17 protein-coding genes and 1 riboswitch are annotated in these 26,799 nt (G+C 48.0%); of the genes, 13 read left to right on the top strand and 4 right to left on the bottom strand.

The window, feature by feature from the left end; translation table 11 throughout:
• Positions 1–149: 149 nt before the first annotated feature.
• The 4 genes from M1D71_RS12240 (at position 150) to M1D71_RS12255 (ending at position 10,240) form a co-directional block, all read left to right on the top strand.
• Positions 150–5,375: an S-layer homology domain-containing protein gene (locus M1D71_RS12240; RefSeq protein WP_458126657.1), complete on the top strand. Its 5,226-nt coding sequence runs from the start codon at positions 150–152 to the stop codon at positions 5,373–5,375.
• 259 nt (positions 5,376–5,634) lie between these two features.
• Positions 5,635–7,470, top strand: a complete 1,836-nt coding sequence (locus tag M1D71_RS12245) for an assimilatory sulfite reductase (NADPH) flavoprotein subunit (protein ID WP_458126658.1) — start codon at positions 5,635–5,637, stop codon at positions 7,468–7,470.
• 53 nt (positions 7,471–7,523) lie between these two features.
• Positions 7,524–9,245 (top strand): assimilatory sulfite reductase (NADPH) hemoprotein subunit, encoded by a 1,722-nt coding sequence (gene cysI, locus M1D71_RS12250; protein ID WP_458126659.1) that lies wholly within the window; start codon positions 7,524–7,526, stop codon positions 9,243–9,245.
• A gap of 278 nt (positions 9,246–9,523) precedes the next feature.
• Positions 9,524–10,240: a YebC/PmpR family DNA-binding transcriptional regulator gene (locus M1D71_RS12255; RefSeq protein WP_026081105.1), complete on the top strand. Its 717-nt coding sequence runs from the start codon at positions 9,524–9,526 to the stop codon at positions 10,238–10,240.
• Between the two features lie 85 nt (positions 10,241–10,325).
• Here M1D71_RS12255 and M1D71_RS12260 read toward each other — a convergent pair whose 3' ends face one another.
• From M1D71_RS12260 to M1D71_RS12275, 4 genes are all read right to left on the bottom strand, one after another.
• Positions 10,326–10,814: a DMT family transporter gene (locus M1D71_RS12260; protein WP_458126660.1), complete on the bottom strand. Its 489-nt coding sequence runs from the start codon at positions 10,812–10,814 to the stop codon at positions 10,326–10,328.
• Positions 10,815–10,828: 14 nt separating this feature from the next.
• Positions 10,829–11,527: a Crp/Fnr family transcriptional regulator gene (locus M1D71_RS12265; protein ID WP_458126661.1), complete on the bottom strand. Its 699-nt coding sequence runs from the start codon at positions 11,525–11,527 to the stop codon at positions 10,829–10,831.
• A 44-nt stretch (positions 11,528–11,571) separates the two neighbouring features.
• Positions 11,572–11,997, bottom strand: a complete 426-nt coding sequence (locus M1D71_RS12270) for a DMT family transporter (protein ID WP_458126662.1) — start codon at positions 11,995–11,997, stop codon at positions 11,572–11,574.
• A 293-nt stretch (positions 11,998–12,290) separates the two neighbouring features.
• Positions 12,291–13,088 (bottom strand): Nif3-like dinuclear metal center hexameric protein, encoded by a 798-nt coding sequence (locus M1D71_RS12275; protein ID WP_458126663.1) that lies wholly within the window; start codon positions 13,086–13,088, stop codon positions 12,291–12,293.
• A gap of 303 nt (positions 13,089–13,391) precedes the next feature.
• On the opposite strand from M1D71_RS12275, the gene M1D71_RS12280 reads away from it, so the two are divergent.
• The 9 genes from M1D71_RS12280 (at position 13,392) to M1D71_RS12320 (ending at position 26,794) form a co-directional block, all read left to right on the top strand.
• Entirely contained in the window at positions 13,392–13,982 is a 591-nt protein-coding gene (locus M1D71_RS12280; protein ID WP_458126664.1) for a biliverdin-producing heme oxygenase, read from the top strand.
• Positions 13,983–14,261: 279 nt separating this feature from the next.
• Positions 14,262–15,839 carry a TerB N-terminal domain-containing protein gene (locus M1D71_RS12285; RefSeq protein ID WP_458126665.1) on the top strand — a complete coding sequence of 526 codons (1,578 nt, stop codon included), beginning with the start codon at positions 14,262–14,264 and terminating at the stop codon, positions 15,837–15,839.
• Between the two features lie 6 nt (positions 15,840–15,845).
• The gene (locus M1D71_RS12290; RefSeq protein WP_458126666.1) at positions 15,846–17,186 is read left to right on the top strand and encodes an ATP-binding protein; all 1,341 of its coding nucleotides are present in this window, start codon (positions 15,846–15,848) and stop codon (positions 17,184–17,186) included.
• Positions 17,183–19,405, top strand: a complete 2,223-nt coding sequence (locus tag M1D71_RS12295; protein WP_458126667.1) for a DEAD/DEAH box helicase — start codon at positions 17,183–17,185, stop codon at positions 19,403–19,405. Before M1D71_RS12290 ends, M1D71_RS12295 begins: the two co-directional genes overlap by 4 nt.
• Positions 19,406–19,478: 73 nt before the next feature.
• A riboswitch (purine riboswitch) is annotated at positions 19,479–19,589 on the top strand.
• A 107-nt stretch (positions 19,590–19,696) separates the two neighbouring features.
• Entirely contained in the window at positions 19,697–20,650 is a 954-nt protein-coding gene (locus M1D71_RS12300; RefSeq protein WP_458126668.1) for an EamA family transporter, read from the top strand.
• Between the two features lie 205 nt (positions 20,651–20,855).
• Positions 20,856–21,281: a cupredoxin domain-containing protein gene (locus M1D71_RS12305; protein WP_458126669.1), complete on the top strand. Its 426-nt coding sequence runs from the start codon at positions 20,856–20,858 to the stop codon at positions 21,279–21,281.
• 96 nt (positions 21,282–21,377) lie between these two features.
• Positions 21,378–22,400: an SDR family oxidoreductase gene (locus M1D71_RS12310; RefSeq protein WP_458126670.1), complete on the top strand. Its 1,023-nt coding sequence runs from the start codon at positions 21,378–21,380 to the stop codon at positions 22,398–22,400.
• Positions 22,401–22,571: 171 nt separating this feature from the next.
• Complete coding sequence (gene treR, locus M1D71_RS12315; RefSeq protein WP_413409215.1) at positions 22,572–23,282, top strand: trehalose operon repressor; 711 nt, start codon at positions 22,572–22,574, stop codon at positions 23,280–23,282.
• Between the two features lie 173 nt (positions 23,283–23,455).
• Positions 23,456–26,794, top strand: coding sequence for a DUF5107 domain-containing protein (locus tag M1D71_RS12320; protein ID WP_458126671.1), 3,339 nt, complete (start codon positions 23,456–23,458; stop codon positions 26,792–26,794).
• The last annotated feature ends 5 nt before the right edge of the window (positions 26,795–26,799 follow it).

Genomic DNA, 26,799 nt, shown 5'->3' on the forward strand with positions numbered 1-26,799 from the left:
TTTGCCCTTCAATGAAACCGGTTTCATTGAAATGAGGAGGTGGACAAAAGCTCGTTACTGACCGCTGGCTGCTGAGGACAGGCCGGACAACAACACCGCGCCTTCAAGAACGATGCTTTCATCTTCCAAGCCAAAGGAGAGAATGAACATTGGATAAACTCAGGAAACCCATGATTTTCATGTTATCTGCGACACTTGCGCTATCCTACGGACCATTGATGCTGCCGAGTAAGGCATATGCCGATCTGAACAGAATCCCGGCTACGTTGCTGCAGGACGATTTTTCAGATGGCGATTACACATCATCCCCTATGTGGAACGTAAGCTTAGGCAATTGGGAAGTGATCGCGGACCCGACAGATGCGTCCAACTCCACGCTTTTCCAGAGCGATACCAACGAAGGCATCATCTCCACTGAAGACCCCATGACGGATATGACCGTGTCCATGCGCTTTTACACGGGAGAAGGTCAGGGGTATCCGGGAATATTGCCGCGGTTTCAGGATAAGAGCAACTTTTACTATTTTCAGATGCAAGTTCCTAACAATAAACTCGTTTTCTCCAAACGGGTTAACGGGACAGATACACCTTTGAAAACGGTGGACTATGCGTTTGCCAAAGATTCGTGGTACACACTCAAAATAGTGCTATCGGGTACAACGATTCGCGGGTATATCGCCGAAAGTGGCTCCGATCGGTTGGTATTCGATCTGGTCGATACTACATACGGGTCAGGTAGCGTTGGCATTCGAAATAAATGGCAATCGGTACATGTAGATGACGTGACCATCGCCGAGCAGCCTCCAGAGAACGATATTGGGATCATCATTGCAGAGCAGACGGGATCTTCGGTTTCCCTGCAATGGTCTGAAATCTCAGGTGCAACAAGCTATCGCCTCTATCGTTCGACTAGCTCCGAAGGCGGTTATGCCCTGGTTAACAACACCGGGTCTCTGACTTATACAGATGAAGGATTAAGCGCGGATACGGTGTATTATTACAAGCTGGCTTATGAATACGGGGGTCTAACTGAGTCCTTGTGGTCTGCGCCGATTGAAGTCCGAACGACAGCAGCTGCACCGCAGGCTCCGGCTGAATTGAAGGCTATAGCACTTAACGCGACCAGCGTTCAGCTGTCTTGGCCCGCTGTGGATAAGGCGACTGGTTATCGCGTGGTTCGTGCCGAGGTTGGCAGCGACCAATACGAGCAGGTTTACGAAGGTAAAGGGCTCACATTCACGGATCAGGCACTTGAGCCGGGCAACAGCTATAGCTATCACGTAACGGCCTTGAATGCAGCTGGAGAATCAGCAGTCACTGTTGTAGAAGTCACGACGTACGCCATTGACTCTCCTGCAGCGTTTACTGCCACAGCTGTGACGGATACTTCAATCTCTCTGGGGTGGAATGTCCTGCCTGGATCTGATGTAACGTATACCGTGTCCCGTGCAACCAGTGCAACGGGTACGTATCAGCAGGTGTACAGTGGCAATGAAAGCACGTTTACCGATAGTAGTCTGACAATGGGCACGGGATATTTCTACATGATCCAAGCTATGGTGGATGGAGTTGATTCCCCAGCATCTGCGCCGTTGGGTGTTGCCACAATCCGCACAAGCATTACACCGGGACAATTGTGGCCGGATCTGGAGGGCAAGCCGATTGATGCGCATGGGGCAGGCTTTTTCTATGATGAACAGACAGAGACTTATTACTGGTATGGCGAGTATCATAAGGGCGGATGGCCAGCTGTTGGTGTGCGTGTGTACTCATCCAAGGATCTGTTGAACTGGACGGACGGAGGCATGGCTTTAACGACGCTTCAATCGATGGATGATTTTGATAATGATCCGTTGATCTCCGAATTGTATGCGGGGCGTGAGGATCGCGTGGATATCTGGGCAGATATCCGCAGAGGGCGGATCATTGAACGGCCGAAGGTCATCTACAACGACAAAACGAAAAAATACGTGATGTGGGCCCACATGGACGGCGACAAGGACCCCTATAACGATAATGCGAACTACGGTAAAGCGCGGGCCGGTTACGCGATCAGTGACTCTCCGACAGGGCCTTTCGTGTATCAGAAGAGTTACCGGATGGACAGAGCGCCCGAAGGAGAAAAAGATTTCTTCCCAAGCGACCGGGGGATGGCACGGGATATGACGTTGTTCAAGGACGACGATGGTACCGGATATCTGATCTACTCCAGTGAGGAAAACCTGACGCTGTATATCTCCAAACTGACAGAAGACTACAGTGACGTAACAGGGTGGCATAAGGAAGGACGAACGGATGACAAAGGAAACCCGGTACGGGATTCCACCTATCAGGCACAATACGGCGTCGATTACGTGCGGGTGTTCCCGGGAGGACAGCGCGAAGCGCCGGCGATGTTCAAGTATCAGGGGAAATATTATATTTTGACCTCTGGAGCTTCCGGCTGGGCCCCTAACGAAAACAAAGTGACGGTGGCGGACAGCATTTTTGGCCCGTGGTCAACGCAGACCAATCCGTTTGTGCGCACGTTACCGAGCGATCCCGATCCAGGCAAGGCATTCGGTACGCAGACCACATCGGTTATTCCGGTCGATCCGGAAAAAGGCAAGTTTATTTACGTGGGCGATACGTGGAACGGTGGCAATTTCTCGAATGACGCTGCAAAATACGTTTTCTTGCCAATTGAGTTTGGAATAGGCTCCGACATTGCCATCAAGTGGTATAACAGTTGGACACCTGATCTGCTGAATTCGATGGGTAAGGTGGATATCGCTGATCCGTTGCCAGAAGCCGTGGCGCTAGGCAAAGTACCATCCCTGCCAACAACATTGAATGTGCGCGACGGTGGTGAACTGGTGTCAACGCCAGCAGTATGGACAATTGATAACCGGGCCATGACAGCAGAAGATTTTGCTAAACCAGGACCGCTCACGTTACAGGTCACTACACCGGAATATAACAACAAAAAGCAGGCGGTTCGTGTAAACGTTATTCCGGAGAATACACTTTATTTCGTGAACAGCGGAGGTTACGAAACGGCTGATTATAGTCTCATGGGCGCCTATATGAAAGGAACGCTTGCCAACCCCGGAACGGCGGATCAGATGTACGCTCCGGCCGAGGGACGCAATTGGGGTTATGTCAGCGCAGATGCACTGGCATCCGGTTCGAATGGCGGGGATATATTCTCGACCGTACGTTATCTGAACGGTGGCAATGTCAGCAATTCTCCTAAAGGCACGGACTTAACCTATACATTTGATGTGCCGAACGGGACATACGATGTGTACGCCGGATTCAACGATCCGTGGACAAATGCATCGCGCAGAGCGAATTTCCTTATCAATGGCACCAACACTGGTGCAGTCACTTTTACACCTGCCAGTGTGAGAGCACATCAAGGCATTAGTGTGTCGGACAATAAGCTGGAGCTGACCGTACGCAACACGGCATCACAGGACCCGATGATTAGTTGGATTATGATCGTTAAGCCAGATGCCACGCCACCTGTCAATGAGAGTGCTGGTCTCAATGCTGATGCGGTGGATTCAACGAGTGTGACGCTTCACTGGGATGCTCGTCTTGGTGCAGCAAGCTATAAGCTCTACGGCTCAGATCGTGATCAAGGTGAGTATAAGGTGGTCTATAGCGGCAATGGTCGGGAGTACACCGATAATGAACTGACCCCCGGCACAGATTACTTTTACAAAGTGGAAGCTTTTGATGCGTCGGGGCAATCCGTGAGCGGTTTATCTTCCGCTTATCAGGTGCATACGGTTCAGCAGACCGCTGCCGATATAGCTACAGGCATTACGGCACTGGAACAGCCTTCCGCAGGTGCGAAGAAACTGAAGTTACCGGTAGTGCCGCAAGGTTTCACGGTGACGATTGCTTCCAGTTCGGTACCGTCCGTCATTCAAACCGATGGAACGATTGTCCCGCCATCCAAGGAAATAACAGTAACACTGGAGTTGGAAATTACTCGAACTTCTGATGACAGTAAAGCTCTGACTGTGCCGTTGACGGTGAAGGTGCTCGCATCTGTTCCTTCCCCCGGAGGCACGGACCCTGGTTCGGGCGGTAGTCCAGGCGGCAATTCCGGTGGTAATCAAGGAAATGGTTCTGGTTCTGCCAACAATGGCGGTCAATCAGGGAGTGGCAGTGTCAATACAGAAAATCCTGTGCCACAACCTGAACCGCAGAAAGACCGCTCCGTTCTGGAGCTGCAGGGGCAGACTGACCAGAAGGGTGTAGTGCAGTCCAAAGTGGATGTTTCAACGATTAAAGATGCTTTTAAAGTTGCCCCTTCAATGGATGCGGGTCAGCGCTTGGTCGAACTTCGGCTGAAGCCGGTCTCAGGAGCAACCGCATATGAACTGTCCCTGCCTGTCTCTGCGTTGTTGGATCAAGACGAATCACACATGCTTAACATCGTTACGGAACTGGGGACGTTGAAGCTTCCTGCACAGCTGATACCGAAGGATATGGTGGGTGACGAGATCGCATCAGTCCGATTGGTTAGAACGGAGCTGCCAAAAACAGTCGCAGATCAGCTTGGTACCCAGCATGGAGTCCAGCTGGAACTCCAACTGGATGGTCATCCATGGCCATCGGGAAGCGAGTTGATGCTGCGTCTGCCTTACCAATCATCAGACGATACGCAACAGGATCGAATTATAGCGTTTGTCATTGGCGCGAACGGTGTGGCAACTCCATTGCCGCAAAGTCATTACGATCCAAACAGCGGGGAGATTGTATTTTCCGTGACGTCACTTGCAGGAAATTATGCTGTTGTGTCTGTCGGACAGACCTTCACTGACCTTACAGAAGTGCAGTGGGCCAAGAAAGCGATGGAGGCGCTGGCTGTCCGAGGTGTGATTGATGCCAAGGCAAGCGGTGATTCCAGCCAGTTGCATCCAAAAGAAGAGATGACCCGCGGCCAATACGTACAGTGGCTGATGACTGCACTGGGCTTGAATGCTGCATCTGGTAATGCGTTCTCTGATGTGAGCGAAACGTCTTCATACTACGAAGCGGTTACAGCTGCTCGTTCACTAGGCATCACCAGTGGTACCGGTGACGGACGCTTCTTGCCAGAGTCAACAATTACTCGTCAGGAAATGATGACGTTGACTGTGAGGGCCCTTGCAGCGGCTGGACTGGTTGACGCTGAGTCGGCTGCATCGGATAGTCTTACCCTTTTCCGCGACGCTTCTACGATTGGTCCTTACGCCCGGGAGAGCGTGGCATTGCTTGTAAATCTGGCTATTGCCCGGGGGTATAACGGCGAGGTGAAACCTCTTGCCGAAGCAAATCGAGCTGAAGCGGCTACGATGTTATATGCGATGATGAGCAAACTGGTATGGAATAACTGACGATATACAAGAATTGTGGAGTGTGAAAAAGAAGGCTTACTTTGACCTGAAACGCAGGTCGGAGTAAGCCTTCTTGCGTTACCTTAACAGAGATGGATTCGCACATATTGTTCCTTTATCAGCGAAACTGATAAATGTCATAAAATCATTGAAATTGACCCTAAACACCCGGTGTGTTAGGTTTTAGAGAGAGGAAATTAAATTAATGTGATCATTTTAGTCGGAATTAAAATCGAAGCAATGCGCGAGGTGGAAAATAGTGGAACTTCAAGTGACAAACAGCCCTTTTAATCAAGAACAAGTTGAACTGCTTAATCGTCTTATTCCTACATTGACCGATGGACAACGGACTTGGTTGAGTGGATATATTGCAGCAATCCAGGCAAGCGCTACAATGGCGGCTCCGGCAAACCTGGTACAGGCTGCACCAACTACAGGTATTGCGCCTGTAAGTGCTCCTCCAGTTTCCCGGGAAGTCACCGTACTCTTTGGTTCACAAACCGGCAATTCAAGTGGCCTGTCGAAGAAGCTGGCCAAGAAGCTTGAAGAGCAAGGCCTTCAGGTCACATTATCATCGATGGGAGATTTCAAACCGAACGGACTTAAGAAAATTGAAAATCTCCTCATCATCGTCAGTACCCACGGCGAGGGTGAACCACCCGATAATGCGATTCCGCTGCATGAATTCCTGAACAGTAAACGGGCTCCGAAGCTTGAAGGACTTCGTTACTCAGTTTTGGCCCTAGGGGACACCTCTTATGAGTTCTTTTGTCAAACGGGTAAAGACTTCGACAAGCGTTTGCAGGAGCTGGGTGCTACAGCCCTTGTACCACGCGTGGACTGTGATGTAGACTTTGATGAAGCAGCGGCGGAATGGATGAATGAAGTACTGGCCTCATTAAGCAGCACATCGGCTGCTGCAGGTACAGTAACCACTGAAGCTGTTACCGCTGTGGTGAGCGGCGGGGACTCCGAATATGATCGCACGAATCCATTCAAGGCAGAGGTACTGGAAAATCTCAATCTGAATGGCAGAGGATCAGACCGTGAAACACGCCACATTGAGTTGTCTTTGGAAGGCTCCAACCTGGATTATGAGCCAGGTGACAGCCTTGGTGTATTCCCTGAGAATCACCCACGCCTCGTGGATGAAGTCATTGCAGCCATGGGATGGAATGCCGACGAGCGTGTTACCGTGAATAAAAACGGGGATCAGGCTTCTGTGCACGAAGCATTGCTGCGTTATTTTGAGATTACAGCCGTAACGAAACCGGTTGTGGAACAACTGGCGAAACTGAACCCTGGGAGTGGCCTGACAGCGTTACTCGCAGATGATTCCGAATTCCGCAAGGTCATGAATAGCTGTGATCTGCTGGATCTGGTTCAGGATTATAATCTGAAAGGCATTCCTGCCGGAGAATTCGTAGCTGCTCTTCGCAAAATTCCGGCACGCCTGTACTCCATAGCGAGTAGTTCGAAGTCTTTCCCGGATGAAGTTCATCTGACCGTTCGTACGGTACGTTATGAAGCGCGCGGCAGAGAGCGTTACGGTGTATGCTCGGTACATCTGGCTGAACGAATCGAAGCTGGCGACACCTTGCCTGTATATATACAGCATAACCCGAATTTCAAACTGCCTGAGAACCCGGACACGCCGATCATCATGGTTGGCCCAGGTACAGGCGTTGCGCCATTCAGATCTTTCCTTGGTGAGCGTGAAGAAACAGGAGCAGAAGGCAAGACATGGCTGTTCTACGGGGATCAGCATTTCTCCACCGACTTCCTGTACCAGACCGAATGGCAGCGTTGGCTCAAAGATGGTGTACTCACGAAGATGGATGTAGCCTTCTCCCGTGATACGGAACAGAAAGTATATGTACAACATCGCATGCTGGAGCACAGCAAAGAGTTGTACCAATGGCTCCAGGAAGGGGCAAGCGTATATATCTGTGGTGACGAGAAAAAAATGGCACATGATGTGCATGCTGCACTTACCACGATTCTTGAACAAGAAGGCGGCTTATCGCCTGAACAGGCATCGGAATATCTGACACGGTTGCAACAGGATAAACGTTATCAGCGGGACGTCTATTAATTACCGGCCCAGCCGGATTGCATCATCCCGCAGAGACGAGAGGAGAAAGCAGTATGGCTTATAATAACTTACTTAACCCGCAGCGCACGAATAGTGATGTGGAAGATATAAAGATCAAGAGTGATTACTTGCGCGGAAGTCTGACCGAAACGTTGGCTGATCGCATCACGGGTGCGATTCCAGAGGACGATAACCGACTGATGAAGCATCACGGCAGTTACATGCAGGACGATCGTGATCTGCGTAATGAGCGTCACAAATCCAAGCTGGAGCCTGCCTATCAATTCATGCTACGTGTACGTGCTTCCGGTGGTATTGTGACTCCAGAGCAATGGTTGATGATGGACCGTGTGGCACATAAATATGCGAATGAGACGATTCGTCTGACCACACGGCAGTCTTTTCAGCTGCATGGCGTACTCAAGTGGGATCTTAAGAACACGATCCGTGAAGTGAACGATTCGTTGCTAAGCACACTCGCTGCATGCGGTGATGTGAACCGTAACGTGATGTGTAACCCGAATCCGAATCAATCCGATGTGCATGCTGAAGTGTATGAGTGGGCTTGTCAGGTGAGTAATCATCTGGATCCTCGCACGCGGGCTTATCATGAGCTGTGGCTGGACGGAGAGAAAGTGATTGATTCCCAGGATTCTGACGAAGAGGTTGAACCGATCTATGGCAAAGTGTATTTGCCACGTAAGTTCAAAATCGGCATTGCTGTACCACCATCCAATGATGTGGACGTCTTTTCACAGGATCTCGGCTTTATTGCTATTGTGGAGAACGGTAAGCTGCAAGGCTTCAACGTTTCGGTTGGCGGTGGCATGGGCATGTCTCATGGTGACTCAAAGACCTATCCTCAGGTGTCCAAAGTCATTGGGTTCTGTACGCCGGAGCAAATGATTGATGTTGCGGAGAAAACAGTCATGATTCAGCGCGATCATGGAGATCGTGCCGTTCGTAAACATGCTCGTTTCAAATATACGCTGGATGACCGTGGTGTGGAGTGGTTCATTGAAGAGTTGACTACCCGTTTGGGTTGGAAACTGGATGCAGCACGTCCTTATCATTTTGAGACGAACGGAGATCGATATGGTTGGGTAAAAGGTAATAATGGCAGATGGCACTACACGCTGTTCATTCAGAATGGCCGGGTAAAAGATGTAGATGGCTATCCGCTCATGACGGGTCTGCGTGAAATTGCCAAAGTGCACACGGGTGATTTCCGTCTGACGGCGAACCAGAATCTGATCATCGGTAATATCAGCAGCCAGAAGAAGAAAAAGATCGAAGCGCTGATTCAACAATACAATCTGACCGATGGTGCGCATTACTCTGCGCTGCGCAGAAGTTCGATGGCTTGTGTTGCGCTTCCGACATGCGGTCTCGCGATGGCTGAGTCCGAACGTTACTTGCCGTCCCTGATCGATAAACTGGAGCCTGTACTGGACGAAGCTGGGCTGAGAGACGAGGAGATTGTCATTCGTATGACCGGCTGCCCGAACGGATGCGCAAGACCGATGCTGGCGGAGATTTCGTTTATCGGTAAAGCGCCGGGGAAATACAATCTGTATCTCGGTGGCAGCTTCACCGGACATCGCTTGAATAAGCTGTACAAAGAAAACATCGGCGAAACCGAAATTCTGGAGACGTTGACACCAATGGTTAATCAATATGCCAAAGAGCGCATTGAAGGAGAGCATTTCGGAGACTTTGTCATTCGTGCGGGTTATGTTCCTGAAGTGCTGGATGGTCGTCAATTTCATGCCTGAATGATCGGGTGTTAAGAATTAATGTTAAGACTTATTTTAGGACAGAAGCATTCCTTATGGGGTGCTTCTTGTGTTCTATACAGGCTGGAATAGAGGTACCCATAGTTGCTGCAGAGAGATAAATCAGAGGATAAACGGTGACTACACTTCATACGGAGATGGATAATCGCCGCAGGTATTCCCATTTTTTCGTGTGTATTAACTTGTTGAAGTACGTTCAACAAGATATAATGACATAGTAGAAAGCAGATTACATGTTGAAAGTGAGCGGAAACGATATGGGTCGTAAGTGGAATAATATTAAGGAAAAGAAAGCTTCAAAAGATGCAAACACGAGCCGGGTCTACGCCAAATTCGGTGTTGAGATCTATGTAGCTGCCAAGAAGGGCGAACCGGACCCGGAAGCGAACCGTGCACTGAAAGTCGTGCTGGAACGTGCCAAGACGTACAATGTACCCAAAGCCATCATTGACCGTGCGATGGAAAAAGCAAAAGGCAGCGGGGATGAGAATTATGAAGAGCTGCGTTATGAAGGCTTCGGACCGAATGGTGCGATGGTCATCGTTGATGCACTCACCAACAACGTGAATCGTACAGCGCCAGAAGTGCGCTCTGCGTTTAACAAAAATGCGGGCAACATGGGTGTCAGTGGTTCTGTTGCTTACATGTTTGATCCAACAGCTGTTATCGGTGTAGAAGGCAAGAATTCCGAAGAAGTGCTTGAACTTCTGCTTGAAGCAGATGTAGATGTACGTGATATCGTGGACGAAGACGAAGCTGTGATTGTATATGCAGAACCGGATCAATTCCACGCTGTACAGGAAGCATTCAAAGCTGCGGGTGTTACTGAATTCACAGTAGCCGAGCTGACGATGTTGGCTCAAAACCATATTGAACTTCCAGAGGATGCACAAGCTCAGTTCGAGAAGCTGATCGATGCGCTTGAGGATCTTGAAGATGTTCAGCAAGTGTACCATAACGTAGAGTTCGTATAAGAGAATGACTCTTACCGCATTATAATGATTAAAAAGAGTGTCCATCCAATCCCGCTGATTGGATGGACACTCTTTTTTTGTTCTTTTACGAGTCGGACTGCAATGTTCCAGGGGACTGATCCGATTTTTCCGATTTATGCCCACCGAACTTGAATAACACAATTCCGCCCACAATGACAAGTACACCGAGCAGTTGATTCCACGAAAACGGAATTTGCTCCAGACCGAGCCACCCCATGGAATCAAAGAGCAGGGCGAAGCTCAGCTGAGAAGTGAGCACAATGGAGATCGCATACGTAGGGCCAAGCAACTTCATCCCTTGCACCAGACAGAAGACTACACCAACACCTATAGCTCCACTGAGCCAGTACCAGGGCTCCATATGCTGGAAGCTGAATGTATTTTTACCCTCCACTAGCAGGGAGATGAGGAATGAAGCAATGAATCCGGTGAAAAGCACCATTGTTGTGGTGGACCATGAACCAGTGCGTTCATTGACTTTGCTATTAAAAATCGTCTGCAGACTGACAAGTGCACCTGCCAGCAGTGCAAGCGAAATACCTGTGATTAACATGGTTGTCGAACTCCTTATTCATAAATATTGTGACCTGCTATTTCGCGTAGACCTGCACGGTCCTTAATCATAATCAATCCCTGATGTCGTTCAATCAATTCGTCTGCACAGAGCTTCTGGATCACCCGATTGAGATGTCGATAGCTGGTGCCGATCAGATTCGCGATGTCGGTCAGATTGAACGCGTCCAGCTCTTCATGAACCACGTTGCCAGCTTCTTCTGTCGAGATGGAGAGCAGGTAGCTGGCTAGACGAACCTCAACGGGATACATCAGGTTGAAATTGGAAAAGTTCGAGTCGATATAGAACTTATGTGAGATGATCTTGAGCAAAAATTTCAGTAAAGGTGCGTAATCGCTGGCGAGCTCAGCGAGCCATTGATAATGAATGCGAAGCATCACAACAGGCGATACGACCTGAACCGTATTGACAATGTTGCTCTCTCGGACGTACTCCACGTCGCCAACGACTTCAAGCGGTGTTTTGAAACAAAGTACCAGCGTTTTGTCCTGTGCGGAGGTTGTGAAAATCTTGATTTTACCTTCCACCAGGACGTATAGGTATTCGGAAGCTTCACCTTCACGGCAGATCAGTTCACACTTCTCGAAGTGGCATATCGTCATATGGCGACGCAAGGGCTCGTGAAATACCGTTTCGAGTTGATATTGCTTCAGGTATTGAGTTAATTGCTGCTCATCATGAATCTCTTGCACGCTGTTATTCACCCCCGACGATATGTTCCAATTATTCTCATAAACTATAGTTTCATAATAATGACGCCAGTCACCATTAAGGCAATGCCCAGAAATTGTGGCAGTTTCATCTTCTGTTTCACAACGCCAAACCATCCGTTACTATCAACCAGGAAGGTCAGGAACAGCTGAGCGATCAACAGAGCAGAGATCGTGAATGTAACCCCGATTTGCTGAATGGCCGTTACTTCGCTGAAAATAATGACAGCCCCAAAAGCGCCTCCAGCCATGTACATGGGTTTTACTTGTTTGAGTCCTTGAAGATTGGTATCACGAACGAACATCAGGATTAGCGCCGCTAGTATGAATCCCGTCAGTTGTGTAATCGTAGCAGCCTGCCATGTACCCATGTCGGTGCTAATCCGAGTATTGGCAACCCCTTGCAACGTGATACACGCACCGCCCAGTAATGCAAAAATAATTCCTCTCATATGTACTCTCCTTATCAAAATCACTTCGACTTCTATTTAATGATAAATTCACCCCGAACGCCAAGGACAAATGTCCTGAGATCTGAAGTCACAGCATTTAGAGTACAATAAAGAACCCTGAAAATCCAGATGGGGCATGAAGAAAAGGGGCGGTAAAACAGGGGGAATTGAGGAATAGGGTGACTATAACTCGTTAGATTTGATCCCGGGCGTTGAAAGAATGTAAAGCCCCGGGGGACGGTTGGCAATGAGATTAGAACCAGTCAGCTAAGTCCTTCCGTACAAAAAAAACATTAGATCACAGTGTAAACAGGTTTCTCACCAGCAAAACGAACAGTCAATTCGGGAAAGTGTGCTGCCAACCTGTCTGACAAAAGCTTCATCCCTGAAGCCTCGCTTTCGGCATGCCCCATCATGATCAGTGCTTTGGACTGTCCTTGTTGCACAGCATCACGAATATACTCTGGAGTCTCCCATTCGAACCCTTCTCCAGCGATGATGAGATCCAATTGGTTGTGCTTAATCAGGGGAATTGTCACATGACCATTGCCGCGAAAACCAACCAATACCCCTACGCGTTGACAGACCGTTTTCACATCGCCAGCAACACGTACATAATCGATCCCCAGGGAGCTTTTTACATGTTGTGCAACAGCCTGGACAGTCTGACCTTCCGGCAAAGAAAGGATATCTGCTTCCGGTAGTCGTTGCTCCACATAAGGGGACCATCGCAGTGCCTTAATCAATCCTTCCGTAATGCCATCGGGTTGAAATCGATGGATGATATCATGACATCGATAGATGGAAATACTCGCTTCGTCGATCATTTTCCTTTTGTGTACATAAACAGGATCGCTTGCGAGCCAATCCGTATGACTATGATGGTTATAAAAGGGAGACTCGTGCGCAATGATCAGGTTGGCACCATGCTTAATGGCTTGTTCAATGACATGTTGCGTCGGCATAAAAGCAATGATAATACCTGTGACCCTTTGAGCAAGGGAGCCTGTAATGAGCTGATCCACCGTGTTTTCCGGCAGTTCAATGTTATCTGTAAGATGAAGTACAATGTCTTGAACAGTAAAGTCCATATGGCGTATTCCTCCAATGACAGGATATAAAGCTAGTGTACCATGTTGGGGAGTAAGTTGTTGTGGCATAGAAACCTCAGGTCAGTTAAGATAACAACGAAGGAAGGTATGGAGTACGTACTGATGTTGGATTCATATAGTGTTCTCTAACCAGAATAAGTATACTTACATAGAGTCTTTGTCTGCGTTAAGTGGATCTGATTGGAGCGCAAGTAGTTTCTGTTTTAGAGATACAACGAGATTGAATTGAGGATAAGCATGAATTTGCAATATCAGAACAGATTGTGAAAGGGGATAACTACGATGACAGCAACGAATATTATGGAACGTCTGAAGAGCGAGACCGCTCATTATCACAGACAAGTCGAACAGAACCCTTATGCGAAAGCCATTATGAATCAAACGGTGACGATAGAAGAATATAGAACATATTTAGAGAAATTCTATGGATTTCTGAAACCGCTGGAGGATCAGGCTGTACAGCGGCCTTTCTGGGGAAGTACGGGACTGGATATTGAGATTAGAGGCAAGGCTGGATTACTGGAGAAAGATCTGCACAATCTTGGTGCGAGTGAAGAGGAGATCCGCCAACTTCCGCTCTGTGAAGAATTGCCGGATATTTCAACACCTGCCCGTTTGTTTGGATATCTGTATGTGATTGAAGGATCTACGAACGGTGGACAGATCATGACCAAACGATTGTCGCAGTTCCTGCCGATTGAAGCTGATCGTGGATTGGAATATTTCAATGCCTATGGTACTGAGACAAGAACAAGATGGAGCGAATTCATGGGTTTGCTGCAGCAGTCCATCACAACTCCGGAAGATCATGATAACATGGTGCACAGTGCATCAGAGACTTTCCGACTGCTTGATCAGTGGATTAATACGTAGGGCGGACTTTTTTTCATATTTTAGAAAGAATCTATATAAGTTGAACTAATCACGCTGGCGCAAAGCGAAAAGTGAAGGGAAGAATCGGGCAATCGTTGTGTGATTTTTGCCTATACAACGTTCATTTTGACCATGAAGAAAAGAGGGCAGAAATGCCTTCTTTTTTTGTGTCCAAGAATGTCTTAATTTCGTCACCGCAGACACAGGACAAGTGATATAATGATCCCTATGGATACACTTGTTCGTATTCCGTCTTGGAGGAGGGTGAGATAACGTTCTATGAAAGACGATTCAAGACAATTGGAATTTATGGAGATAGATCTGAGTGAAGAACCGGAGACAGCGGCTGTTTCGATTCCTGATCGTTCAACCATTGTGCAGAGTGCATATGATGGGATGCAGCATCGTGGAGGCATATTGTCCTCAGAGAAACGTTTTGTAGAGGAAGCAAGGCAATGGGCAGAGATGGAGGGAGACATATCCCCGTGGGTACCCTTCATGAGTTACTGGCCAACGTATGGCGTGATGAATGAAGCCCAGCGTAAGTGGTATATGTATTGGAGGAAGGAAGTACGCGAGGGGAGATACCCGGATACCGATCTGTCCTATCTATTCATTCATATCTACGAGCTAATTAACGGCATTGGCTGGCAGAATCCTCTGGATGGGTATGATCAATTAAAACAGTTATGGGTGAACTACCGTGAACGACTTCCTCAACTAAATATATATATGAAAGAATGGATGGTTGATTATGTACTGATCCATCAGATGGAGACGTCATTATCCGAAGTCATGGACCTTTCGGGCGGATATCTGCCAGCGGAGATGCTGGATATGGAGCTACAGCGTATTTTACAAGGGAAGTTATCGGATATTTCGCTGAATATGCTGCTAAGATACTATGATTACGATATTACACTTAGTAAGTTCTATAGAGATGGCGGCAAAGAAGTGATGGAGCAGTACATTCCAAGAGTCATGGCATTGGTTCATTCGTACCTGGAACGTACGCGACAAGTTGGACTGTTGCCTGAGTTTGAACCCAAAGATGAACGTAAGGTGGAGCGCATCCTGTTTCGCAAAGCAGTCTATGATGATTCGATCTATGGAAGATCGGTATCGTACAGATATATGCCCATAGGTGAACAGGCTAATTTTGTGCAGATGGTGACCCGGATCTATCGATGTACTGAAAATAAACTTCGTGAACTGCTCGGATTCAGAGGCCGATTGCGTGGACAGACCCTAGAGCCTGAACTTGCGAATCTGATTGAGCGTTACCTGGACAAAGCATATGCGACCGAGCAGGCGGAGTCTGTGGAACAACCGGTGATCCGTATTGATACAGAGAAACTGGCGTCGTTACAGCAGGAAAGTGAGTACGTGCGAATGGCACTTACGATTGAGGATGATCACTCTTCTGAAGTGAAGGATGAAGAGGTTAACGATGCAAATGTTGGGAGTAATCGATTAGATGCACTGGGAGCATCGGACGAGATAACTCCAACTGAAGGTTCATTGGAGCCGGACCCATCTGCAGAAGAGATTGCAGCAGGAGCGTCAGCAGAATCCATTAGGTTGCAGTGGGACGAGTCTGTTGAGGCTGATCTGGATGAAGAGTGGCTGCATTTTGCCAAAGAGCTGTCTGCTCAGCAGGTGCAAGCAATCCATGCCCTTCTTGGCGCAAACCCGGATACGGATCTGATGCGTCTAGCTGAGCAATATGGAACGATGCCTACGCTTCTGCTGGATGAAATTAATGATGTGGCTATGGACACGATCGGTGATCTTCTGATTGATGGGGACCGGATTGTTCCTGATTATATAGATGTGTTCGAACATGTGAAGAGGTGATACGCAGTGACAGAACTTAAAATACCGAAGCGGTTGACCACCGCACTTGTAAATTCATTAACAGCGGGTGTTGTCCCGCGCATAGGACTGGAGCAAATTGCTGTTGGTCGTAAGCCTGAAGTAGACGCGATCTTGCGAGATATGGACAATATCGCCGAGGGCGGCGCAGCGTTCAAGCTCATCACCGGCCGTTACGGCAGTGGTAAAAGCTTTCTTTTGCAAATGATTCGTAACTATGCCATGGATCGCGATTTCGTTGTGGCGGATGCGGATCTGTCACCGGAGCGACGATTGGTGGGCACCAAGGGTCAGGGACTTGCTACATATCGTGAGCTGATGACTCGTCTGTCTACACGCACGCGACCTGATGGAGGAGCCTTGGAGCCGATTTTGCAAAAATGGATCGCAGGGCTGCAACAATCCACGATGCAGAGTCAGAACCTGCGCCCGGATGACCCCGCTCTGCCGCTGGAAGTAGAGAAGCAGATCTATGCGGTGACGGGTGAGATGCAGAATCTGGTTCACGGCTTTGATTTTGCCAAAGTACTGGCGTCTTACTGGAACGGGTACAAGTTGGCTGATGATGATCGCAAACAGGCGGCGCTTCGCTGGCTTCGAGGAGAATTTGCAACCAAAACAGAAGCGAAAAAAGAACTCTCTGTCGGGGTCATCATTGACGATGACAACTGGTATGACTACTTTAAATTATGGTCTGAATTTACAGCGCGAATTGGTTACAAGGGATTGCTATTATTCATTGATGAAGCGGTGAATCTGTACAAAATTACAAACAGCGTCTCCAGACAAAGCAACTATGAGAAATTGCTGACCATGTTTAATGATACGATGCAGGGCAAGGCGGAGCACTTGGGCATATTTGTAGGTGGTACACCACAATTTGTAGAGGATGAACGGCGCGGACTATACAGCTATGAAGCGCTTCGCTCCAGGCTTATTGATGGTCGCTATGCAGCCAAAGCGTATGCGAATTATACAGGCCCGATCCTGAAACTGGCGATGTTATCGCATGAAGAGATTCTGATTCTGCTCCAGAAGCTGCGACAGATTCATGCCCTGCATTTTGGATACAGCGCAAGTCTCACGGATGAACAATTGGTTGATTTTATGCAAACGGCAGTGAACCGACTGGGTGCGGATGAATTGCTGACGACGCGTGAAGTGGTAAGGGACTTTATGGATGTACTGCATACGCTCCACCAGAATCCCGAAGTGACTTATACTCAATTACTTGGTGACCGGGCTGCCAAACCTCAGGAAACGGGAAAAGGGGATGCATCCGCGAATCCGGATGATCTGGACGATTTTCTGGCGGAGTTCGAATTATGAGTGATAATCCATTCTATCGGCTGGCGCCGTTTGTTCAGGAGTTTATTTATAAAAAAAGATGGGAATCGCTTCGGCCTGCACAGATTGAAGCCTGCAATATCTGCTTTCATACCCCGCACCATATGCTGATTGCGGCGGGAACGGCCTCCGGCAAGACGGAGGCGGCTTTTTTTCCTGCATTGACCGAGCTGTATGAACGGCCTTCTAAATCGGTTGGCATTTTGTACATTGGACCTTTGAAAGCCCTGATTAATGACCAATTTGAACGTCTTAAGGATCTGTTATCGGAAGGAAATATTCCGGTTTGGCATTGGCACGGGGACGTACCTCAGGCGGAGAAAACAAAACTGATGAAGAACCCGTCTGGTGTGCTCCAGATTACCCCAGAATCTCTGGAAGGCCTGCTTATGAATCGCCCGAATGCGATTCCGGCACTGTTTCATGATCTGCGGTATGTCATCATCGATGAGGTACATGCCTTCATGGGAGCGGATCGGGGCATTCAGGTACTCAGCGAGCTTGCCAGAATAGAGCGAATGGCTGGCTGTGCACCGCGAAGAGTTGGCTTGTCCGCTACACTTAGTGACTATAATGCGGCTACAGCCTGGCTTGCTGCCGGAACGCAGCAGGGGGTAGATGTGGTCTCTTCCCCGGGGGGGCGCAAGCTGCGACTGCGAGTGGAACATTTCTCTTTCCCTGATGCACAGGATGAAGAACAGGCGGAACAGCTTCATAACGCCCGCAAAGCCTACTATGACTTCATCTATGAGAGCACACATCGCAAAAAAGCGCTGATCTTCACCAACAGTCGCACGGATGCCGAAGTCACCATTCTTGAGATGAGACGCGTTGCGGCTCGCAGAGAGGAACGTGATGTGTTCCATGTGCATCATGGAAGTATCTCGGCTATGTTGAGGGAGGAGACGGAAGCTGCCCTTCGCACCGGATCAGGGCCTGCTGTTGCTGCAGCAACAGTCACGCTCGAACTGGGCATCGATCTGGGCGAGCTGGAACGTGTGGTTCAGCTTGGTGCACCTTATAGTGCGTCTAGTTTTGTGCAACGGCTGGGCCGTTCGGGAAGACGGGAAGACATGGCTTCGGAAATGCTCTTTGTATGTCCGGAGGAAGAAGATGAAGAAGCGCAATTACCAGCACGGATGCCATGGACGTTGATGCGTGCGATTTCTGTTATTGAACTATATGTAAAAACGAAATGGGTCGAGCCGCTTGAAGCCCGCAAAATGCCCATAGGTGTACTCTACCATCAGACGATGAGCATGCTGAAAAGTATGGGGGAGGCGGAGCCGAGAGACCTTGCGGAAGCAATCCTCTCGCTCGCACCGTTCTCGTTGATGAGCCCCGATCAATATCAGGTATTCCTGAATTACCTCATCGATACAGATCACCTGCAATGGACAGAAGAGCGAACTTTAATTATTGGACTTACCGGTGAGAAAATTGTGAATAATTATCGCTTCTACGCAGTGTTCAAGGACGATGAGGAACATAAAGTGCTGAATGGTTCCGAAGAGATTGGTTCCATCACAACCGTACCCCCACCGGGGTATTGCTTCTCGCTCGCAGGCAAACTGTGGAAAGTAGAAGAGGTGGACCATAAGCACAAGGCTGTGTATGTGAAGTCTGCCAAAGGAAAAGTGGATACGTTATGGCTTGGGGCGGGAGGAGATATTCATACGACGGTAGTACAGAAAATGCGTGAAGTGTTGTCCGACTCGACCATCTATCCGTACCTGTCACCGCAAGCCGTCAATCGACTGGAACGAGCACGCCGCCTCGCTCGCGAGAGTGGTCTGCTGAAGCAAGTCGTTATTCCCGCAGGGGGAGATTCCATGTATGTTCTTCCATGGGTGGGAAGTAAATCTTTCCGTACCTTGGAGCGCTTGATGAAGCATAATCTGTCCGGCAAACTTGCTTTGCGTTCTGTTGTACCCATGGAGCCCTATTATTTTGTAGTGTCCGGCAAGGTCGATGAACGAACTTTGTTAGCCGAAATCATGAGTGAGTGTCGGTCAGCTCAGGACGCATCTGCGTTACTGGCTGAAGATGAAGCACCTTATCTAGGCAAGTATGATGAATTCGTCGCGCCGTCTCTGATCCGTGAGGCTTTTGCCGTGGATGGGCTGGATTTGGATGGATTGAAGGCAGGTCTACAGCAAACATTGGAGTGGGATTCCTCGAACTCCAATCAGGTATTTTAACTTTTACATCGAATAGGGTTGACACCACCTCACCTCCCATGTAATATATGAAAAGTCGTCACACACGAATTACATCAAATTGCATATATCATTTCGTATAACCTCGCAGGCCGAAAGTGTACACAGGGCGAGGGTCTCTACGGGAAGCCTATACTTCCTAACTACGATGCCAAGGAATCGATTATTCCTTGCTCGTAGTTAGGATTTTTTGCATTTTCGATGGTGTCTGTGACCTTGGCATGAACCAAACATGCGGACGTATTTTTCAATCATCAGGAGGTTTATTCACAAATGAAATATTATCTGTCCGTTCTCGCGGGAGCGATGAGCTATGGCATATTATCCACGATTGTGGTTCTGGCTTACGGTGAAGGATATAAACTTGGAGAGGTTGTGGGAGCACAACTGATTACGGGTTTTCTCCTATCCTGGATGCTGGCGCTATACACACGATTTAGAACAAAACGCAAGTCCCAAACAGTTGGAAAAACATCAGGAGCCGTGGCACAGGTATTCAAACGGTTGACGTGGAAACAACGTTTGCTATTGATGGCTGCCGGAACACCAACGGTAATTACAGGTCTCGTCTATTATCAGTCTTTACGTTATATCCCGGCATCACTTGCCATTATCCTGTTGTTCCAGTTCACATGGATTAGCGTATTGATTCAAGCGATAAGCAAACGTCAACGTCCGGATAAAGTCACGTTCCTGACGTTGATCATTCTATTCGGCGGAACCTTGCTGGCAGCCGGTTTCCTGGAACAGGGACTGGGTGAGTTTAACGGTCTGGGTATTGCTCTTGGACTAATGGCAGCCGTAAGTTATTCCCTGTTCGTATTGTTCAGCGGCAAAGCAGTTCCTTCTGCACACCCGGCCTTCCGCAGTGCGTGGATGGTTACAGGCGGATTGATCCTGCTGTGCATTTTGTTCCCGCCGACATTCCTCTTTAACGGATTGATCTGGAGTCAGTTATTGGTGTTCGGACTACTGCTCGGATTCTTCGGGGCTTTCATTCCACCAGTACTGTTCGCCATTGGTGTTCCGCATATTGGTGGCGACATGGCCGGAATTCTGGGTGCAGTGGAGCTTCCAATTGCAGTATTATTATCCTCTATCGTGCTCCATGAGCATGTCAGCGGATTGCAATGGTTCGGGGTTATCATTGTGCTCATTGGTGTAGCCCTGCCAGAGTTGTATAAATTACGAATGAGACGAAGTCGAAGTAAACCGATCTATTCCTGATTCTTACCAAAAGGGATATTACGGAGAATGAGCGGGAATACCCGTAGATAAGCCTGAGAAATCAGGCTTTTTTTATTGAAGTAATTTGGCTCAACCGCAATAGCCCAGAGGGGTCATTTTCATTGTCATGCGAATCAGGTATGCTTAAAGAATACATCCGTCTGTTGATTGAATATTGATGAGACATCGAATGAGGAGTGTTTAGATGAAAAGCTGGTTTGGAAAAACATGGCCTTGGTTAACACTGGGCCTGACGGTTGTCGTATTGCTTGGATCTTTTTTGTTTTATTTTATGGGTAAAGACCTGTCCCCGGGATCGGGAAGTGCGGTAACTGCACAAGCGGAGACAGCGGAGGATCTGAAAGGATATGAAGTCATTGATGTGGACGTAAGCAACGATGGTTTTGGACCCGACGTTATTGAGGTGAAAGCTGGCGTGCCGACTAAAATCAACTTTATTCTGACCCGGTCGGTGACACATGTCAAATCGGTGGGATCACAAAAGCTTGGCATGGATCTATACATGCAAAAGGGAGCCAATTATTATACTGTCGACAAAGACCTGCCCAAGGGAGAATACGAAATTCACTGCGGCATGTATATGATATACGCAACGATTAAGGTCGTATAAGCAGAAGGAGCATGGTTTCGGGTTACCGAGCTTTGCTCCTTTTTTTGGTGCGTGATATCATGGGAAAGTGGGTAAAATCGATCAGGAGGTGGCGAAATGAAAGCGTTATTTATTGGAGGGACAGGCACCATCAGTACGGCCATTACGGAGATGCTTGCACAGCAAGGCTGTGAACTCTATTTGATTAATCGGGGTAATCGTAATGATGAGTTACCGGCCGAAGTCAAGGTACTTCAAGCCGATATTAATGACGAGGCCCGCGTAGCGGAACTGATTGCTGATCTGGAATTCGATGTTGTGGCAGACTTTATCGCCTTTGTGCCGTCTCAATTGGAGCGAGATTACCGTTTGTTCAAAGATAAAACAAAGCAGTTTATTTTTATCAGTTCAGCATCAGCGTATCAGACCCCTTTGGCAGATTATCGGATCACGGAAGGGACGCCATTATCGAATCCATACTGGGAGTATTCTCGTAACAAGATTGCGTGTGAAGACTATCTGATGAAACAATATCGTGAGCATGGATTCCCCGTGACTATTGTGCGTCCGAGCCATACGTATGGGGACCAATCAGTACCTCTCGGTGTTCATGGTGCTCAAGGCAGTTGGCAGGTTCTCAAGCGCATACGTGAAGGAAAACCCGTTATCATTCATGGAGATGGCACATCACTGTGGACCATTACGCACAATACTGATTTTGCCAAAGGGTTTATCGGGCTTATGGGAAATGTCCATGCGATTGGTGAATCGGTACATATTACCTCAGATGAATCCGTCACGTGGAATCAGATTCATGAGATTATTGCCAACGTGTTGGGTGTTAAGCTTCATGCGGTACATGTACCTTCTGAGTTCTTGGCAGCATGCAGTGATCAGGACCTTCGCGGCGGTTTGCTAGGGGACAAAGCCAATACCGTTGTGTTCGATAACAGTAAGCTGAAACGGCTTGTTCCAGAATTTGTAGCAACGACAAGAGCCGATCAGGGCATTCGACGTACGATTGAGCATATTCTGGAGCATCCTGAATTACAGACCGAAGATCCGGAATTTGATGTATGGTGTGACAAGGTCGTTGGCGCATTGGACGAGGCGTTATTGAAGATAAGGGATGAGAAGTGAAACCTTCCTGATCTAGCTTCCGCCCTATGCAGCACTTAAGCAGATCCGAAGCCGCAGCGCTAATCTTCCGTTTGAATAAGCTGATGCAAGTCATTACCGCTTGATTGGCTTTTAATGCTATAATAGGTTGCCAATATGATAAAAAAGGGTAATGAACAATGGTGATGAATAATGAATAATAAATTTATCCGGATATATGAAGACATTGCAGATCGTATTCGGACTGGAGAGATTGAGGCAGGTACGCTGCTTCAATCGGAACTGGATCTATCGGAAAGTTATCAAACATCCCGAGAGACCATTCGCAAAGCGCTGAAAATGTTGTACGAAGAAGGTTATATTCAGAAGATTCAAGGCAAGGGCTCGATTGTACTCGATATTCGCAAGATCGATTTTCCCATCTCAGGTCTGGTTAGCTTCAAGGAATTAGCCAAAAAAATGGGGCATAGGGCTCAAACGTATGTGAAGGTTTTCGAGGAGCAACAAGTGGATCAGGCGCTGCACAAAAAAATCAACTTTGGTCTGAATGAACAGGTCTGGGAGATCAGACGTGTGCGCAAAGTAGATGGAGAACACGTCATTCTGGACAAAGATTACATCAGCCAGCGACTTGTTCCGGGTCTCAGCAAAGAAATCTGTAATGATTCCATCTATGAGTACATTGAACAGGAGTTGGGTCTATCCATTTCATTTGCCAAGAAGGAAATTTTGGTGGAAGAACCCACTGCGGAGGACAGGGAATTACTTGATCTCGAAGGGTTCCACAATGTGGTTGTGGTGAGGAGCCAGGTGTACCTGGAGGATGCCAGTCAGTTTCAGTATACGGAGTCGAGGCATCGACCGGACAAGTTCAGATTTGTGGATTTTGCACGACGCAGATGAGTTAAACAGAATCGATCAGAGAGTACCTTTCACTGCTTTATTGGGTGGATAGGTACTCTCTTTGATTGTAGGGGAATCCGAAGATCGTCCATCAAGAACCGCTTAATGTCAATGTTCTTCCTCCATACTCGAGCGTATGATCATAATATACACGAGGCCAAGGAGTGAGGGAATTGAATCACGTGACAGCGAAATCGAACGTTCGCATATGGGAAGAAACCAGAGATATTCCAACCTATGGTACAGGTAAACCGGACAAAAATCCGATGTTTCTTGAAAAGCGAATTTATCAGGGGAGTTCGGGTAAGGTGTACCCGCATCCTGTGATCGACAGCATTGAAGATGAAGCAAAAATGAAGTCATATCGATTAATTATCCTCGAAAATGAATATATACGTATTGAGATGATGCCTCAACTGGGTGGTCGAATCTACCGTGCGCTGGACCGGACTAACGATTACGATTTTGTATATTATAACCGGGTGATTAAACCTGCGCTTGTGGGTCTGGCAGGGCCATGGATCTCAGGGGGAATTGAATTCAACTGGCCACAGCATCATCGGCCGAATACGTTTGGTCCGGTGGACTATACATTTGCCAGTAATGAAGATGGAAGCGCTACCGTATGGGTAGGTGAGATTGATCGAATGTACGGTACCAAAATGACTGCGGGCTTCACATTGCATCCGGGCAAAGCCTATCTTGAAATCCATGCCGAGGTATACAATCGGACCACCGCACCTCAAACTTTTCTCTGGTGGGCCAATCCGGCTGTGGCCGTCAATGATCATACCCAATCTGTGTTTCCACCAGATGTAACGGCTGTGCTGGATCATGGCAAACGGGATGTATCCCGGTTTCCCATCGCAACAGGCACGTACTATAAGATGGATTATTCCGAAGGTGTGGACATTTCACGTTACAAAAATATACCGGTTCCAACATCCTACATGGCGTATAAGTCGAATTATAATTTCGTAGGCGGCTATGACCATGGAGTTCAGGCTGGTTTGTTGCATGTAGCTAATCACCATATCTCACCCGGCAAGAAACAATGGACCTGGGGGAATGGGGCATTCGGGCAAGCCTGGGATCGCCAGTTGACGGACGAGGATGGTCCTTATATTGAATTAATGACAGGTATCTATACCGATAATCAGCCTGATTTTACATGGTTACAGCCCTATGAAGCCAAATCATTTTCGCAATATTTTATGCCGTATAAAGGAATTGGCATGGTCAAAAATGCAACGATCGATGCAGCGGTTAACCTGGAAATGGACGAAACGACAGGAACAGTAACCGTGATGGTGTACGCTACATCGGTTTATGATCAAGTGACCATTGAAGTAAAAGGCTCGACCGCGGTGTATCTCCAGGACAGATGTAATATCTCACCCACGCAAGTATATCAAACTTCATTCTTGTGGAGTGGGCACGATGAATGGCATCAGGTGAAGTTAACTGTTCGAACTGCGGAAGGAAGACTGCTTGTGGCCTATCAGCCTGAACGGTCTGAGATTCAGGAAGTACCTGATCCGGCCAAACCACTCCCGCTCCCGTCCGAGATTCGGACCAATGAACAACTATATCTGGCGGGTCTGCATCTGGAGCAATATCGGCATGCCACGTATGAACCGGAATCTTATTATCTGGAAGGATTAAAGCGTGATGCAACGGATATTCGTCTGAACATTGCGTATGGCACATTGCTGCTACGGAAAGGGTTGTTTCAAGATGCAGAGAAACATTTCACACAGGCGGTAGGGTCACTTACGTGGAAAAATACGAATCCATATGATAGTGAAGCTTATTATCAGCTCGGTCTGTGTCTGAAACTACAGGGGAAACAGGAAGAATCCTATGCAGCTCTCTATAAAGCCGTATGGTCTGCCCAGTATCAAGATACAGGCTATTATATGCTCGCTCAGATAGATACAGCGCAACATAGGGACAAGGAAGCGCTGGATCACATTGAACGTTCGCTGATCCGTAACGCCAGGAATTATAAGGCTCGTCATCTGAAAGTGGCTCTTCTACGCCGAATGGGCCAAGACTTACCTGCCATCCAATATGCACGTGAGACACTGGAATTGGACCCGGTTGAATTTGGAGCCGCACATGAATTAGTCCTGATCTATAACAGAGCTACTTCACCGTTAGATAAAGAACAAACTGACCAAGCTCGTGATTATTTCCATCGTCTCATGCGAGGAAACGTTCATAATTATCTGAATTTAGCCGCGGATTATGCCGAGAGCGGGTTGTGGGAAGAAGCACTATTGGTTCTTTCCTATGTTAAAACCGAAGTCTCACAACTGTACCCGATGATTGATTATGCTCAAGCCTACTTGTATCGTCAGTTGGGTGATGCGGAGCAGGCCGGGGAATGTCAGAAGCAGGGGGAGGCTGCTCCAACCGATTATTGTTTTCCTAATACTCTTTTTGAGTTATTGGTGCTTCAGGATGTATTGGCGGCTGATCAGAACGATGCGCGTGCTCATTATTACCTGGGCAATTGGTTATATGATCATAAACGTTACGAAGAAGCAATCTCCCATTGGGAAACTTCGCGTGAGGCAGATGCTACATTTTCAACGGTACATCGGAATCTGGGGCTGGCTTATTATAACAAGCTGAATCGGCCCGACCTAGCACTCGCATCATTGGAGGAAGCTTTCCGGTTGGATTCGCAGGATGCACGGATCTTCTACGAGTTGGATCAACTGCGCAAGAAGATAGGGTATTCCTGCGAGCATCGAATCAAACAGCTGGAAGATCACATGGAGCTGGTTCATCACCGTGACGATCTGTATATTGAGTGGGTAACTTTATTGAATATGCAGGGTAGTCATCGGGAAGCATGGAATGCCCTTCAGACAAGGATGTTTCATCCTTGGGAAGGTGGAGAAGGTAAGGTCACAGGACAATACGTTACGGCGTTAACGGAGCTGGCGAAGCAGAACCTGGAGAAACAACAACCTGAACAGGCGTTGGAACTGTTACAGAAAGCTCTGGAGTATCCGGAGAATCTGGGTGAGGGCAAGCTGGAGGGAGCCGGTGACAATCCATTGTACTATTACCTTGGCTGTGCGTATCAGCAGATGAACAATATACAGGACGCCGAGGAAAGTTTCCAGAGAGCATCGATTGGCCTGAACGAACCTGCAAGCGCGATGTTCTATAATGATCAGCCGCCGGAATGGATCTATTATCAGGGTCTGGCTTGGCAGAAGCTTGGCAATACGAAGGAAGCAAACCGACGGTTTAACAAACTGATTGATTATGCCGAAAGACATATGCAAGATCACATCCGAATGGATTACTTTGCGGTATCTCTGCCCGATTTTCTAATATTCGATGACGATCTAGATCAGCGAAATGAAGAACATTGCCGATATATGCGGGCATTGGGTCTTCTGGGACTGGGTCGGACGAGTGAAGCCAAACTTGAGTTGGAGCGGGTACTGGAGAAGAACCCGAATCATCAAGGGGCAATCCTCCATCGATAATCGAC

The organism is Paenibacillus sp. Z3-2, from assembly GCF_054161325.1.